This window comes from Bradyrhizobium sp. USDA 241, from assembly GCF_049739505.1.
Classification (GTDB): domain Bacteria; phylum Pseudomonadota; class Alphaproteobacteria; order Rhizobiales; family Xanthobacteraceae; genus Bradyrhizobium; species Bradyrhizobium liaoningense.
The window spans coordinates 1508374-1522306 of the sequence record NZ_JBMGPZ010000004.1; the positions used below are offsets into that span (position 1 = coordinate 1508374).

Consider the following 13933-nt stretch of genomic DNA (forward strand, 5'->3'; position numbering starts at 1 on the left):
CCTTCTCGCGTCCGGTGTTGCCTCGTCAGGATTGACCGGTGGCCGGCCGCTGCGGCGAACCTTCGTAGGCGGAGACGATCCGCGCCACGAGTTCGTGGCGGATCACGTCCTCGGCCTTGAAATGAACCTGGGCAATTCCCTCGACGCCGCTCAAGAGGCGGGTCGCCTCGGCCAGGCCCGAAGTCTGGCCGTTCGGCAGGTCGATCTGCGAGGGATCGCCCGTCACGATCATGCGGCTGTTCTCGCCGAGACGCGTCAGGAACATCTTCATCTGCATCGATGTGGTGTTCTGGGCCTCGTCCAGGATGATGGCGGCGTTGGTGAGCGTGCGGCCGCGCATGAAGGCGAGCGGCGCGATCTCGATCTCGCCGGTCTGGAGCGCACGCTCGACGATGCGTGCATCCATGAGGTCGTAGAGCGCATCGTAGATCGGCCGCAGATAAGGATCGACCTTCTCGCGGAGATCGCCGGGCAGGAAGCCGAGTCGCTCGCCGGCTTCCACCGCCGGGCGCGACAGGATGATGCGATCGACCTCCTTGCGCTCGAACAGCTGGGCGGCATGGGCGACGGCGAGCCAGGTCTTGCCGGTGCCGGCGGGGCCGACGCCGAACACCAGCTCGTGCCGCTTCAGCGCGCGGATGTAGGAGTCCTGGGCGGCCGTGCGCGCGCGCACCGGGCGCTTGCGCAAGTTGATGCTGTCGAAGGTCGATTTGGCCGATTTGGCGTCGAACTCGAACAGCGAGCCCTGCGCGATCACGGCGCGGATCGCGCCTTCGACCTCGCCCTGGTCGAGATCCTGTCCCTTCACGGCCTGCGTGTAGAGCATCTCCAGCACGCGCCGCGCGGCGTCGCAGCCGTCGCGGCTGCCGCCGATGGTGATGTGGTTGCCCTTGGAATCGACGACCACGCCAAGCCGCCGCTCGATCTGCGCCAGGTGCTGGCCGTAGGGGCCGACCAGCGCGGAAGCGGCGCGGTTGTCGTCGAAGTCGATGACGACCTGGGTCTCGGGCGGAACTTGCATGTCGCGGTCAAATTTGCGGCTGGGAGCGAACGAAGACGAATCCGATGCGCTTTTGGGCAAGGGTTCAGGCTCCAGTGGCTTGCGATAAAGCGGGCTCGCGCGCGTTGCGCGGCGTCACGAGCTCGCCGAGAAAGCTGTAGCGTTCGAGGCTGTCGATGCGGACCGGCAGGATTTGTCCGATGATGTCGGGCGAGGCCATGACATGGGCGGGCTGGAGGTACGCGGTGCGGCCGACGATCTGGCCCTCCTTGCGCGCCGGACGCTCGAACAGCACATCGACCGTTGAGCCAATCGCAGCCTTGTTGAAGGCCGATTGCTGGCTGTCGATCAGTTCCTGGAGCCGCTCCAATCGCTGGTCCATCTCGGCGGGGGACACCGTCTCCTGCATATCCGCGGCCGGCGTTCCCGGCCGGGCGGAGTATTTGAACGAATATGCCGCAGCGTAACCGATTTGCGTGACAAGCGCGAGGGTGGCGAGAAAATCTTGCTCGCTTTCGCCCGGGAAGCCGACGATGAAATCTGATGAAAAAGCAATGTCTTGGCGGGCGGCGCGGAAACGGTCGATGACCCCAAGGTAATCATCGGCGGTATGTTTCCGGTTCATGGCGGCCAGAATCCGGTCCGAGCCCGATTGCACCGGCAGGTGCACGAACGGCATCAGGGCACCGAGATCGCGATGGGCTGCAATCAGGCTGTCGTCGACGTCGCGCGGATGGCTGGTCGAATAGCGCAGCCGCGCGATGCCGGGAATCTTCGCCAGATGCTCAAGCAGCCGGCCGAGCGGCCAGCTCGTCCCGTCCGGCCCGTCGCCGTGATAGGCGTTGACGTTCTGCCCGATCAGCGTGAGCTCGCGCACGCCATTGTCGGCGAGCCGCTTCACGTCGTCGACGATCTTCGCGACGGGGCGCGAGACTTCCGAGCCCCGCGTATACGGCACGACGCAGAAAGTGCAGAACTTGTCGCAACCTTCCTGCACGGTGACGAAAGCGGAAATGCCGCGCGCGCGGATCGCATCGGGCTTGGGCTGGGCCAGGAAGCCGAACTTGTCGGCCGCGGGAAACTCGGTCTCGATCGCGCGGCCTTCGTCGCCGGCGCGTTTCAAGAGCTCCGGCAGGTGATGATAGCTCTGCGGGCCGACCACGACGTCGACCACAGGTGCCCGGCGCACGATCTCCTCGCCCTCGGCCTGCGCCACGCAGCCCGCGACCGCGATCTGCATCGCGCGGCCCCCGCGCGCGGCCTCGTCCTTGGCCACGCGCAGCCGGCCGAGCTCGGAATAAACCTTTTCCGAGGCCTTCTCGCGGATATGGCAGGTGTTGAGGATGACGAGGTCGGCGTCCTCCGCGCTGGCCGTCTCCACGAATCCTTCCGGTGCCAGCGTGTCCACCATGCGCTGGGCATCGTAGACGTTCATCTGGCAGCCATATGATTTGATGTGCAGCTTGCGCGGCGCCGTCATGGAACCCGAAATGGAGGTGGAGGACGGCCTTCACATAGAGGCTGGAGAGCCGAAAATCCAGCAAATGGAGCCTTGGTCCCGTCATTCCGGGGCGCGACGCAGTCGCGAACCCGGAATTCAGAGGTTTTGGCCGAGATTCAGGGGGCAATGCTGCGCGTCGCCCAGGAATGACTGCAATAATCAGCCCGCAAGGGCCTTCGCCTCAACCCGCCGGAGCAACTCCGGGAGCTGGTGCATGTCGGCAAAGGTCAGATCGGCGCCAGCCTGCCGCAGGGTCTCGGCATGGCCGTCCCCGCAATGGCTGCCACCGCAAAAGCCGAACACGGTCATTCCCGCCGCCCGCGCGCCGGCAATGCCGGCCAGGCTGTCCTCGATCACGACGCAGCGCTCGGGTGGCACGCCCATTTCGTTCGCCGCGAACAAGAACAGGTCCGGTGCCGGCTTGCCGTTCTTCACCTGCGAGGCCGAGAAGATGTTCGGTGCCAGGCGCTCGTAGAGCCCGGTGCTTCCCAGGCTTACGCGCATGCGCTGATGCGAGCCGCTCGAGGCGACGCAGACGGCTTGCGTGACGACGTCGAGCACTTCGTGGATGCCGCGGATCGCTTCCAGGTCCGCCTCGAACGAACGGAACAGCTCATCCTGCAAGTCGCCATGATAGGCCTCGGGGAGCCTGCGGCCGAGCTCGGTCTCGATCTCGAGATTGGCCTGCTTTGTCGAACGGCCGAGGAAGCGCTCGAACACCTGCTCCGACGTGATCGGATATCCGTGCCGCGTCAGCACATCCGCATGCGCGCGGCAGGAGATCACCTCGCTGTCCACGAGCACGCCGTCGCAGTCGAAGATGATGAGGTCGATGGGCACTAAGTCAATTCGTCGGCTTGTCGTCGTCGAGCGGGACACAATAGAGCTCGAGTCGGTGATCGACCAGACGGTAGCCGAGCTTGCGGGCGATCTCCGCCTGGAGCTTCTCGATCTCCTCGGAGGTGAACTCGATCACCTTGCCGTCGCGCAGATTGATGAGATGGTCGTGATGGCTGTCGCGCATCTGCTCGTAGCGCGCGCGGCCCTCGCGGAAATCGTGCCGTTCGATGATGCCGGCATCCTCGAACAGTTTCACGGTGCGATAGACCGTCGAGATCGAGATCTTGTCGTCGACCGCAACGCAGCGCCGGTAGAGCTCCTCGACATCGGGATGATCGGCAGCCTCCGCGAGCACGCGGGCGATGACGCGGCGCTGCTCGGTCATGCGCATGCCCGTGGCGGCACAGCGCGCCTCGATGTCGGACGCCTTGGATGCAGAGGAAGGTTTCAATGTGGTCATAGCGTTGTCTGCCTGGCGGGCGCTTTCTGCCACCGATGTTACGACAAGTCACGTCGCATCAGAAGGGCGTTCAATTGTTCCCCGTTGGGCTGCTTATAGTAGCGATCGCGGCGCCCGACCACCACGAATCCGCACCCGTCGTAGAGCCGTCGCGCCGGCTGGTTGTTTTCCTCCACCTCGAGAAATATTGTGCGGACGCCGCGCCCGGCGAGGTGGCCGAGATGGGTCATCAGCAGCGTGCGGGAGAGGCCGCGGCCGCGATAAGCCCCGTCCACCGCAATCGAGAGAATCTCCGCCTCGTCCGCGCCGATCCGCGACACCGCAAAGCCGATCGTCTTGCGGCCGAGACGCAAGCGATGCACCAGCGTGTTGCGCTCGCTGATCATGCTCTCGAATTCGCCTTCGCCCCAGCCGTGCGCGAAGGAGGCGCCGTGCAGCTGCGCGAGCCGCGCGGCATCGCGCAAAGTCGCGGGCTCGACGACGGCGCTGCCGCCGTGCCACCACTCCGACAGCCATCCCATCATGAAGTTGCAGCTTGCGCCGCGAGCGGTTTCTGTGCCGCCGGCTTTGCATCGGGCGCCTTCAGATAGAACGGCCGCGCCGGCGTGGTGTCGGGATTGGCCGCCGCGCCGAGCCAGGCGATCCAGCTGATGTCGGGCGCGGGCTGCGCGTCGACCGCAACAGGTTGCGGTCCATCCTTCGGCCAGCGATCGGCGAGGATCCTTGCAGCGTTGCCGACCAGATGCGGCGCGCCGAATTGCGAGGCCGCGATCGCCTCGTCGATGCTGGCGACGTTAGGTCGCACCAGCTGGCTGCCGTCGCCGGCGACGATCTGGAAATAGACGTGATCGTGCCGCGCATCGATTGCGGAGAGCACGGGCGCCGTTCCGCTCTGGCCCACGGCGGCGGCGGCATAGGCCGACAGGGTGGTCAGGCCGACGGCCGGCCGCCCGGCCGCGAGCGCAAGGCCGCGCGCCGCCGAAATGCCGACGCGCAGCCCGGTGAAGCTTCCGGGGCCGACGGTGACCGCAATGCGGTCGAGCGCGGTGAAAGCGAGATTGGCCGATTGCATCACCCGCGCGATCAGCGGCATCAGAGCCTCGGCGTGGCCGCGCTTCATGAGCAGTGATTCCTGCGCGCGCAGTTCGGCCGTTTCGGTGTCGAGCACGGCGGCCGCGCAGGCGTCGAGCGCAGTATCGATGGCGAGGATCAGCATGAAAAAGCAAATGGCGAGTGGTGAATGGCGAACAGTCTAGCCGATCGGAGTTCCATTCGCCATTCGCGACTCGCCATTCGCGCTCTAATCACATCGGCCGGACTTCGACCACGTCGGGCACGAAGTGCTTGAGCAGGTTCTGGATGCCGTGCTGAAGCGTCGCCGTCGATGACGGGCAGCCGGAGCAGGAGCCCTTCATGTTGAGATAGACGATGCCGTCCTTGAAGCCGCGGAAGGTGATGTCGCCGCCGTCGTTGGCGACGGCCGGCCGCACCCGGGTCTCGATCAGATCCTTGATCATGTCGACCGTCTCGGCGTCGGCCTCGTCGAAGAACTCGTCCTCGTCGTCGAGATCGGCGTCGCTCTGCGCCGCGCCGTCGGCAAGCAGCGGCGCGCCGGACATGTAGTGCTCCATGATGGCACCCAGGATCGCGGGCTTGAGCTGCTGCCATTCACCGCTCGCCTTGGTCACGGTGATGAAGTCCGATCCGTAGAACACGCCGGTGACGCCGGGCACGTCGAACAGCTTTTCGGCGAGCGGCGAACGGCCTGCGGCTTCGCGGCTCGAAAACTCCACGGGGCTGCCGTCGACCACGACGCGGCCGGGAATGAACTTCAGCGTGGCGGGATTGGGGGTGGCTTCGGTTTGAATGAACATGGTTTTCTCCAGACGTCGCCGGTTCAAGGCCGGCGCGTGCCTATCCACTAGCAGATGGCGACGGGGAACGCACGATCAAGGGCAGGTGGGATATTAGCTCATAAAAATCAGTGTGTTGGCCTTACCCTCCCCTGGAGGGGGAGGGTCGATCGCGCGCAGCGCGAGCGGGGGGTGATCTCTCCTCACGGGCAGTATTCGTTGAGGCTAGACCGTCACCCCACCCCCGCTTCGCATCGCTTCGCTCCATGCGAAGCGACCCTCCCCCTCCAGGGGAGGGTAAGAGGCGGCGTGGCTACGACAGCGAATCCACGCTTTGGTCGCTCAGCGCGCCCGAGATGATGGTCACCGGCACCGGGAATGTGCCCAATTCGTGCGCCAGCAATGCGACCAGCGGCCCCGGCCCTTCCGCGCCGGGATTGGCAGCCAGCACCAGCATCGCGATGTCGGGGTCCTCATCGATCACTGCGAGCAGCTGTTCCATAGCGGCGCCTTCCCGGATCACCCGTTCCGGCGTGATCGCGGCGATGCCGTTGGCGCGGCCGGCGGCGCGGTCGAGCGCGGCCTCCGCCGCTTCCTGCGCCTCGGCGCGCATGATGTCGGCGACGCCAAGCCATTCCTGGCTCTGCTGCTCGGGCTCGATGATGCGCAGCATCACCACGCCGCCGCCGGCGCGGATCGCCCAGCGGCTGGCATAATAGACCGCGCGATCCCATTCCGCGGTGTCGTCGACGACGACGAGGCATTTGGGCTTGTGACCCGGCTCGAAGCAAAGTCGCTTGCTGGTCATGCATGTCCCGGCGAGTGCATGGCCGCATGCTGCCACACTCGCTCCCGCTTGGGGAGATGAGACGCGATCGGCGCCTGGCGCCGATCGTTCTAGCGCCGGCGGATGAAGCCGACGATGTCCTTGGAGAGCTTCATCGTCTCGTCGGCGATGGCACGGGCCCGGTCGGAGCCGTCGATGAGGATCGCGTCGATATGGCCGGGGTCGGCGACGAGGCGCTTCATCTCGCCGGCGATCGGCGCGAGCTTGGTGACGCACAGCTCCGCCAGCGCGTTCTTGAAGCTGGAGAACTGGCCGCCGCCGAAATCGCGGAGCACCTCGGCCTTTGATCGGCCGGAGAGCGCGGCGAAGATGCTGACGAGATTGTCGGCCTCGGGACGGGCTTCCAGGCCCTTTTCCTCCGTCGGCAGCGGCTCCGGATCGGTCTTCGCCTTGCGGATCTTCTGCGCGATGGTGTCGGCGTCGTCGGTGAGGTTGATGCGCGAATTGTCGGAGGCGTCCGACTTCGACATCTTCTTGGTGCCGTCGCGCAGGCTCATCACGCGCGTCGCCGGGCCCGTGATCAAGGGTTCCGGCAGCGGGAAGAACAGGCCGTGATTGGCACCGTGGCTGCGGATGGAGTCGCCGAAATCGTTGTTGAACTTCTGCGCGATGTCGCGCGAGAGCTCCAGATGCTGCTTCTGGTCCTCGCCGACCGGAACGTGGGTGGCGCGGTACAGCAGGATGTCGGCGGCCATCAGCACAGGGTAGTCGAACAGCCCGACGGACGCGTTTTCGCGGTCCTTGCCGGCCTTCTCCTTGAACTGGGTCATGCGGCCGAGCCAGCCCATGCGGGCGACGCAGTTGAAGATCCAGGCGAGCTCGGCATGGCCCGAGACCTGGCTCTGGTTGAACACGATGTGTTTCTTGGGATCGATGCCGGCAGCGATGAACGCGGCGGTCACCTCGCGGGTGCTGCGCGTGAGCTCGGCCGGGCCGCCCCAGACGTCGACGCCCTGCGTGATCGCGTGCATGTCGACGACGCAATAGATGCAGTTGTGGGTTTCCTGCATCTTCACGAAGTTGACGATCGCGCCGAGATAGTTGCCGAGGTGCAGATTGCCCGTCGGCTGGACGCCCGAAAAGACCCGTTCAACGAATGGCATGGTTAGTTTTCCTGGCAAGCCTTCCTGAAGCTATTCGGCCGTCGTTTCCAACAGCGGCGCTGCCCCGTCAAGGGCAATTCGCGAGGTCAGTCGTGCCGGTCGTGCGGGACAGGCCGCTTCAGGGCGTTGACTGCTTCGCGCCAGGACGCCGCTCCGAGGATCTGCAGCAGCAGGCCGTAGACGGCGATTCCGGCCGCGATCTGCGCGCCGAGCACGATGAAATCGATGAAGCCATGGGCCCCGGCCGGCACAAGGCCTGCAGTCAGCCAGAGCAGAGCGCCCATGGCCGCGGCGGCGAGCACGATCCGCGGCAGCCGCTTGCGGGCGCTCGCATCGACCGAGAAGCCGAACTCGCTCCAGCCCTTGCGGAGCAGCGAGAGCGCGCTGCTCCAGGCGCCGGCCGCGATGCTTGCGGCGATCCCGCTCGTGCCGAAGAGATGGCCGAGCAGGACGGCAAGCACGACTGCGACCACGAAGCCTGTGGCCGTGGCGAGCAGCGGCGTCATCGTGTCGCTGCGGGCATAAAAGGCCGGCGACAACGCCTTGATCAGCACATGCGCCGGCAGGCCCAGCGCCAGCCACATCAATGCATGCGCCGTCGCCACGCTGTCCTCCGCACCGAACGCGCCACGCTCGAACAGCAGCCGCACGATCGGCTCGGCCAGAACGGCCAGGCCGAGCGTCGCGGGCAGCGCCAGCCCGGTTGCAAGCTCCAGCGCGCGCGATTCGGCATGCGCCACGGCGTCGCGATCGCCGCTGCTCACCGCGCGCGTCAGCTCCGGCACCAGCACCGTGCCCATGGCGACGCCGACGATGCCGAGCGGCAGCTCGATCAGGCGGTTGGCGAAATACAGCCAGGACACCGCCGACGGTGTCGCGGAGGCGATGATCGCGCCCGCGACCATCAGCCATTGCGGGCCCGAGCTTGCGAGCATGCCGGGGATCGCCTTGGCGAAGAAGCCGCGCATCTCCTTGTCGAAACTGGCGCGCAGCGGCGTCGCAAGATGTGCGCTTCGCTGCGACAGCAGCATCAGGAGTTGCAGCAGGCCGGCGATGCCGACGGTGGCCGCCAACACCCACGCAGCGAAACCGGCGTCAGCCTGCCAGGCGAGCAGCACCGCGATCGCGGCGATCAGCGCGATGTTGAACAACAGGGGCGAGAACGCCGTCAGCGCGAAGCGGCCCTGCGCATTGAGCAATCCCATCAGCACGGTGACCGGGCCGGCAAAGGCGAGATAGGGCAGCATCAGCCGCGCACTCTCGACCGCGCGATCGAGCGTGCCGCTGCCAAGGAAGCCCGGCGCGATGACCGTGATGACCAGCGGCATCAACAATGCGAGCAGGATCGACATCGCGATCAGGGCCGCGCTGACCGTGCCGAGCACGCGCCCGGCGAACGCCGCTGCGGCTGCCGCCCCGTCGCGATCCCTGATGCGCAGCCAGGCCGGGATCAGCGCCGCGTTCAGCGCACCCTCGCTGAGCAGCCGGCGCACCACGTTGACGAGCTGAAACGCCGCGAGAAACGCATCCGCCACGGCGCCGGTGCCGAGCAGCGCCGCAATCATGGAATCGCGGGCAAAACCCAGCAGCCGCGAGGCCAGCGTTCCCGTCGAGACGGTGAGGAAGGAGCGGATCATCGGCCCTTTATCATACCGTTGCTTGCCCGCGCCGGCCCGGTCATGATAGGCCGCGAGCTTGGATTTCAGGCCGACAGGAAGCGGATTTCCGCAGGGATCGCAATCCGGCAAACAGGATCAAGGTGAATGGCTGACGTGAAATATGACGTTCTCGGCATCGGTAACGCGCTGTTCGACGTGCTGGTCAGGACCGACGAGTCCTTTCTGGCCAAGCATGGCATGGCCAAGGGCAGCATGTCGCTGATCGACGAGGCGCGCGCGGCCGCCATCTACAAGGACATGGGTCCGGCCACGGAAGTCTCGGGCGGCTCGGCTGCCAACACCATCGTCGGCATCGGCAGCCTGGGCGCCCGCGCCGCCTATGTCGGCAAGGTCAAGGACGATCAGATCGGCAAGCTCTATGTCCATGACATCCGCGCCGCCGGCGTCGCCTTCAACACGCCGGCCGCCAAGGACGGCCCCGCCACCGGCTGCTCCTACATCCTGGTCACCGGCGACGGCGAGCGCACCATGAACACCTATCTCGGCGCGGCGCAGGACCTGTCGCCCGCCGATATCGACCCGGCCGAGGTCGCTGCTGCCGGCATCGTCTATCTCGAGGGCTATCTCTGGGACCCCAAGAACGCCAAGGATGCCTTCGTCAAGGCGGCCCAGATCGCCCATGACGCCAAGCGCAAGGTGGCGCTGACGCTGTCGGATTCCTTCTGCGTCGACCGCTATCGCGACGAGTTTCTCTCGTTGATGCGCAACGGCACCGTCGACATCGTCTTCGCCAACGAGTCCGAGCTGCATTCGCTCTACACGACCTCGGACTTCGACGCCGCGCTGAAGCAGCTGCGCAACGACGTCAATCTCGGCATCGTCACCCGCAGCGAGAAGGGCTGCATGGTGGTCTCGGTGGAAGACGCCGTTGCCGCGCCGGCATTCCCGGTCGACAAGGTGGTCGACACCACCGGCGCCGGCGATCTCTTCGCCGCAGGCTTTCTCTATGGCCTGGCGCGCAATCTTGCCTACAAGCAGTGCGGCGAACTCGGTGCGCTTGCTGCCGCCGAAGTGATTCAGCACATCGGCGCCCGCCCGCAGGTGTCGCTCAAGGAGCTGGCGCAGCAGCGCGGGCTGACGGGATAGACGAAGTCGCGCCCCATCCTCAGCTGGATCGCCCGGCGAAGACCGGGCGATCCAGTACTCCGAGCAGGTTGCGATCGATCGAGAAGCCGCGGCGTACTGGATTCCCCGCCTGCGCGGGGAATGACAGTCATCGTGTAGGGAGTGCGTTCAACCCCTCACGCCGTCTTCGCCGCCTTCAATCCCAGCCGCTGCTCGACTTCGTCGCGCATCAAGAACTTCTGGATCTTTCCCGTCACCGTCATCGGGAATTCATCGACGAACTCGACATAGCGCGGGATCTTGTTGTGAGCGATCTGGCCCTCGCAGAACGCCCGCACCTCGTCCGCCGTCATCTGTTCGCCCGGTCTGACGCGGACCCAGGCGCAGAGCTCCTCACCATAGCGGCTATCCGCCACGCCAAAAATCTGCACGTCCTGGATCTTGGGGTGACGGTACAGAAACTCCTCGATCTCGCGCGGGTAGAGATTCTCGCCGCCGCGGATCACCAGATCCTTGATGCGGCCAACGATATTGCAATAACCCTCGTCGTCGATGGTGGCGAGATCGCCGGTGTGCATCCAGCCATTGGCATCGAGCACGTCGGCGGTCTTCTCACTCTCCTCCCAATAGCCCAGCATGACGCTGTAGCCGCGGGTACACAGCTCGCCTCGCTCGCCGCGCTTGACGATCTTGCCTTCGAGATCGACGACCTTCACCTCGACATGCGGGTGAATGCGGCCGACCGTGGAGACGCGCCGCTCCAGCGGATCGTCGGTTGCGCTCTGGAAGCTGACCGGGCTGGTCTCGGTCATGCCATAGGCGATGGTGACCTCGCGCATGTTCATCTCGGTGTTGACGCGCTTCATCACCTCGATCGGGCAGGGCGCGCCGGCCATAATGCCGGTGCGCAGTGATTTCAAATTGAACGTCTTGAACTCGGGGTGATCGAGCTCGGCGATGAACATGGTCGGCACGCCGTAGAGCGCTGAGCATTTCTCCTGTTCAATCGTACGCAGCGTCGTGAGTACGTCAAACCCCTCGCCGGGATAGACCATCGCGGTGCCGAGCGTGACCGAGGCAAGGTTGCCCATCACCATGCCGAAGCAATGATAGAGGGGTACCGGAATGCAGATGCGATCCTGTTCGGTCAGGCGCATGGCACGGCCGGTGAAATAGCCGTTGTTGAGGATGTTGTGGTGGGTCAGCGTCACGCCTTTCGGCGATCCCGTGGTGCCGCTGGTGAACTGGATATTGACGGGGTCGTCGAATTGCAGGGCGGCGCCGAGCGCGGCAAGCTGCTCGCGATGCTGTGCCCGGCCCATGCGCGCGACCTCCTCGAACGCGACAGTGCCTGAGGCCGCCGGGCCGCCGATCTGGATCACCATCCGCAAGGCCGGCAATCGCGCCGCCTGCAACTGTCCGGGCCTGGCGTCCGCCAGCTCCGGCAGCAGCGTGTTGAGCATCTCCATGTAATTGCTGGTCTTGAACGCCGTTGCGGTGACGATCGCCGCGCAGCCGACCTTCTTCAGCGCGAATTCCAGCTCACTGAGCCGGTAGGCCGGATTGATCGTCACCAGGATCAGGCCGGCCTTGGCGGCGGCGAACTGGGTCAGAGTCCATTCCGGCCGGTTCAGCGACCAGATGCCGATCCGCTCCCCGCGTTCGAGCCCGAGCGCGAGGAAGCCGGCGGCGAGCGTATCGACCCGCTCGGCGAATTCTCTCCAGGTCCATCTGACGCCGTGGCTGGGCGAAACCAGCGCCTCGCGATCGCCCCAGCGCCGCACCGCGCGGTCGAGGCTGCGACCGATGGTGTCGCCGAGCAGCGGCGTGTCCGAGATGCCGCAAACGTAGCTGTCCGCTTTATCAGCCAAATTGTCAGCCAAGTCGAAATCCTCTCGTCAAAATACCCAGCATAGTCTCTCAGTCGTCATGCCCGGGCTTGACCCGGGCATCCACGTCTTTGTGCCCTGCGGCTGCACGTGGATGGCCGGGCCTTCGCCGCGCCGAAGCGGCTTCGGCCGCGCAGGCGGGATGAGCCCGGCCATGAGGGGTTGGTGAGGGCCGCGCCCTTCAGGCCGCCTTCTGCCCGCTTCCAGCAGCATCGAGTCCGGCATAAACCCCGCGCTCGAAACCTGCGAATGCCTCCAGGCATTTCGCATCCGCGAACGGCAACAGCTGCATCAGGATCACGCCGGTGATGCCGCGGGCCGGGTCGATCCAGTAATAGGTGTTGGCGAGGCCCGCCCAGGCGAGGCTGCCGGCGCTGCGGCCCTCGGCGGTCTTGGCAGTGTTGATCATGAAGCTGAGGCCCCACTTCTTCACCTGCTCCGGGTAGAGATCGACGTCGTTGGTGTACATCGGCCCCGCCGTCGTCATCTTGCCCATGGCGAGTTCGCCGATGTGGTTCTGACCCATGGTCGCGACGGTCTCGGCCTTCAGCACCTGGTTGCCGTTGCCGCGGCCTTTGTTCAGGATCATCTGGGTGAACTTGATGTAATCGGCCGCGGTCGAGTAGAGGCCGCCGCCACCCATGTGGAATTCCGGCTCCTGCTCGAGCTCGAACGGGATGGCAGCGAGCTGGCCGTCCTCACCGCGCGCGTGCATGCCGACCAGGCGCTTGCGCATGTCGTCGGTGATCTTGAAGGCCGTGTCGTTCATGCCAAGCGGGTTGAACAGATTGTCGCGCAGATAGGCATCCAGCCGCTTGCCGCTGGCGGCCTCCACGGCCTTGCCGACGAAATCGATATTGGTGCCATATTCCCAGCGCGTGCCGGGGTCGGTCATGATCGGGGTCTTCAGTGCCGCATTCTGGCAGGTGGTGATGGCGGGGATGCCGTTCTTGTCCAGATAGACCGCGAGATCGCCGTTCCACATATTGTAGCAGAAGCCGGCGGTGTGGGTCATGAGCTGGCGCAGCGTGATCGGTCCCTTCGCCGGGCGCAGCTTCGCCTCGCCGTTGGCATCGAAGCCTTCCAGCACCTGCGGATTGGCGAGATCGGGCAGTACGTCGCCGATCGGCGTATCCAGCGAAAGTTTGCCCTGCTCGACCAGCTGCATCGCGCCCGCTGTGGTCACCGCCTTCGTCATCGATGCGATCCAGAACACGCTGTCATCGGTCATCGCGTCGGGCTTGGACAGGTCGCGTTTGCCGAACGCGCCCTGATACAGCACGTCGTTACCGCTCGCGGCGATCGCGACGACGCCCGGAATCTCCTTGGCCTCGCTCTTCTGACGCAGAATCTCATCGATCTGTGCTTTGCCTTGCATGGCGTTTCCTCGGGTTTGATTATTGTTGGAAGTGATCGATTGTCGTCCCACATGCCCGGCGCGGCAAGCGCATCTACGCGCATGCGCCGGTCGCGATGTCGTGACTTGACGGTCTTGGTCCCACGCAGGACGACAACGGGGCTGGACGGCGAAGCTCCTTTGCAATCTGCGGTGGATGTCCACACGTCGCCCTCACCCTGGATGGGGGCTCCAGGCGATAGGTTTCACGCGTTTTCGGACGCCTGAAACATTTCGTGAGCTGCCGCGTTCAGCACCCGGTCCGATCCATGGGCCGATTAAGACTTGATGCAAATGTTG

13 protein-coding genes are annotated in these 13933 nt (G+C 65.4%); 1 reads left to right on the forward strand and 12 read right to left on the reverse strand.

Translation table 11 applies throughout. From position 1 onward, the window contains the following. Positions 1–25: 25 nt before the first annotated feature. The 10 genes from ABIF91_RS16945 to murJ form a co-directional block, all read right to left on the reverse strand. Entirely contained in the window at positions 26–1021 is a 996-nt protein-coding gene (locus ABIF91_RS16945; RefSeq protein WP_028176508.1) for a PhoH family protein, read from the reverse strand. A gap of 64 nt (positions 1022–1085) precedes the next feature. Further along, positions 1086–2480, reverse strand: coding sequence for a tRNA (N6-isopentenyl adenosine(37)-C2)-methylthiotransferase MiaB (gene miaB / locus ABIF91_RS16950; protein WP_028176509.1), 1395 nt, complete (start codon positions 2478–2480; stop codon positions 1086–1088). A gap of 180 nt (positions 2481–2660) precedes the next feature. Next, positions 2661–3341 carry an HAD family hydrolase gene (locus tag ABIF91_RS16955; RefSeq protein ID WP_028176510.1) on the reverse strand — a complete coding sequence of 227 codons (681 nt, stop codon included), beginning with the start codon at positions 3339–3341 and terminating at the stop codon, positions 2661–2663. A gap of 4 nt (positions 3342–3345) precedes the next feature. After that, positions 3346–3801 (reverse strand): Fur family transcriptional regulator, encoded by a 456-nt coding sequence (locus ABIF91_RS16960; protein ID WP_028176511.1) that lies wholly within the window; start codon positions 3799–3801, stop codon positions 3346–3348. 38 nt (positions 3802–3839) lie between these two features. Next, a complete protein-coding gene (rimI, locus tag ABIF91_RS16965; RefSeq protein WP_028176512.1) occupies positions 3840–4325 on the reverse strand; it encodes a ribosomal protein S18-alanine N-acetyltransferase in 486 nt (161 codons plus the stop codon). Continuing rightward, positions 4322–5017 carry a tRNA (adenosine(37)-N6)-threonylcarbamoyltransferase complex dimerization subunit type 1 TsaB gene (gene tsaB / locus ABIF91_RS16970; protein ID WP_028176513.1) on the reverse strand — a complete coding sequence of 232 codons (696 nt, stop codon included), beginning with the start codon at positions 5015–5017 and terminating at the stop codon, positions 4322–4324. The genes rimI and tsaB overlap by 4 nt, the downstream gene beginning before the upstream one ends. Positions 5018–5105: 88 nt before the next feature. After that, entirely contained in the window at positions 5106–5675 is a 570-nt protein-coding gene (locus ABIF91_RS16975) for a NifU family protein (RefSeq protein WP_028176514.1), read from the reverse strand. Between the two features lie 292 nt (positions 5676–5967). Beyond that, entirely contained in the window at positions 5968–6462 is a 495-nt protein-coding gene (locus ABIF91_RS16980; RefSeq protein ID WP_028176515.1) for a universal stress protein, read from the reverse strand. A gap of 89 nt (positions 6463–6551) precedes the next feature. Beyond that, positions 6552–7604 carry a tryptophan--tRNA ligase gene (gene trpS / locus ABIF91_RS16985; protein WP_284279297.1) on the reverse strand — a complete coding sequence of 351 codons (1053 nt, stop codon included), beginning with the start codon at positions 7602–7604 and terminating at the stop codon, positions 6552–6554. A gap of 86 nt (positions 7605–7690) precedes the next feature. Further along, the gene (gene murJ, locus ABIF91_RS16990) at positions 7691–9241 is read right to left on the reverse strand and encodes a murein biosynthesis integral membrane protein MurJ (RefSeq protein WP_028176517.1); all 1551 of its coding nucleotides are present in this window, start codon (positions 9239–9241) and stop codon (positions 7691–7693) included. 126 nt (positions 9242–9367) lie between these two features. Between murJ and ABIF91_RS16995 the strand changes: the two genes are divergently transcribed. Then, positions 9368–10369 carry an adenosine kinase gene (locus tag ABIF91_RS16995; protein ID WP_028176518.1) on the forward strand — a complete coding sequence of 334 codons (1002 nt, stop codon included), beginning with the start codon at positions 9368–9370 and terminating at the stop codon, positions 10367–10369. Positions 10370–10524: 155 nt separating this feature from the next. Here ABIF91_RS16995 and ABIF91_RS17000 read toward each other — a convergent pair whose 3' ends face one another. Beyond that, positions 10525–12219, reverse strand: coding sequence for an AMP-binding protein (locus tag ABIF91_RS17000; RefSeq protein WP_028176519.1), 1695 nt, complete (start codon positions 12217–12219; stop codon positions 10525–10527). A 199-nt stretch (positions 12220–12418) separates the two neighbouring features. After that, on the reverse strand, positions 12419–13615 hold the full coding sequence (locus ABIF91_RS17005) for a serine hydrolase domain-containing protein (RefSeq protein WP_028176520.1): 1197 nt from the start codon (positions 13613–13615) through the stop codon (positions 12419–12421). Positions 13616–13933 lie beyond the last annotated feature (318 nt).

Coding starts and splice junctions, on each gene's coding strand:
- ABIF91_RS16945 (WP_028176508.1), bottom strand. CDS start 1,021: ATGCAAGTTCCGCCCGAGACCCAGGTCGTCATCGACTTCGACGACAAC.
- miaB (WP_028176509.1), bottom strand. CDS start 2,480: ATGACGGCGCCGCGCAAGCTGCACATCAAATCATATGGCTGCCAGATG.
- ABIF91_RS16960 (WP_028176511.1), bottom strand. CDS start 3,801: ATGACCACATTGAAACCTTCCTCTGCATCCAAGGCGTCCGACATCGAG.
- rimI (WP_028176512.1), bottom strand. CDS start 4,325: ATGATGGGATGGCTGTCGGAGTGGTGGCACGGCGGCAGCGCCGTCGTC.
- tsaB (WP_028176513.1), bottom strand. CDS start 5,017: ATGCTGATCCTCGCCATCGATACTGCGCTCGACGCCTGCGCGGCCGCC.
- ABIF91_RS16975 (WP_028176514.1), bottom strand. CDS start 5,675: ATGTTCATTCAAACCGAAGCCACCCCCAATCCCGCCACGCTGAAGTTC.
- ABIF91_RS16980 (WP_028176515.1), bottom strand. CDS start 6,462: ATGACCAGCAAGCGACTTTGCTTCGAGCCGGGTCACAAGCCCAAATGC.
- trpS (WP_284279297.1), bottom strand. CDS start 7,604: ATGCCATTCGTTGAACGGGTCTTTTCGGGCGTCCAGCCGACGGGCAAT.
- murJ (WP_028176517.1), bottom strand. CDS start 9,241: ATGATCCGCTCCTTCCTCACCGTCTCGACGGGAACGCTGGCCTCGCGG.
- ABIF91_RS16995 (WP_028176518.1), top strand. CDS start 9,368: ATGGCTGACGTGAAATATGACGTTCTCGGCATCGGTAACGCGCTGTTC.
- ABIF91_RS17005 (WP_028176520.1), bottom strand. CDS start 13,615: ATGCAAGGCAAAGCACAGATCGATGAGATTCTGCGTCAGAAGAGCGAG.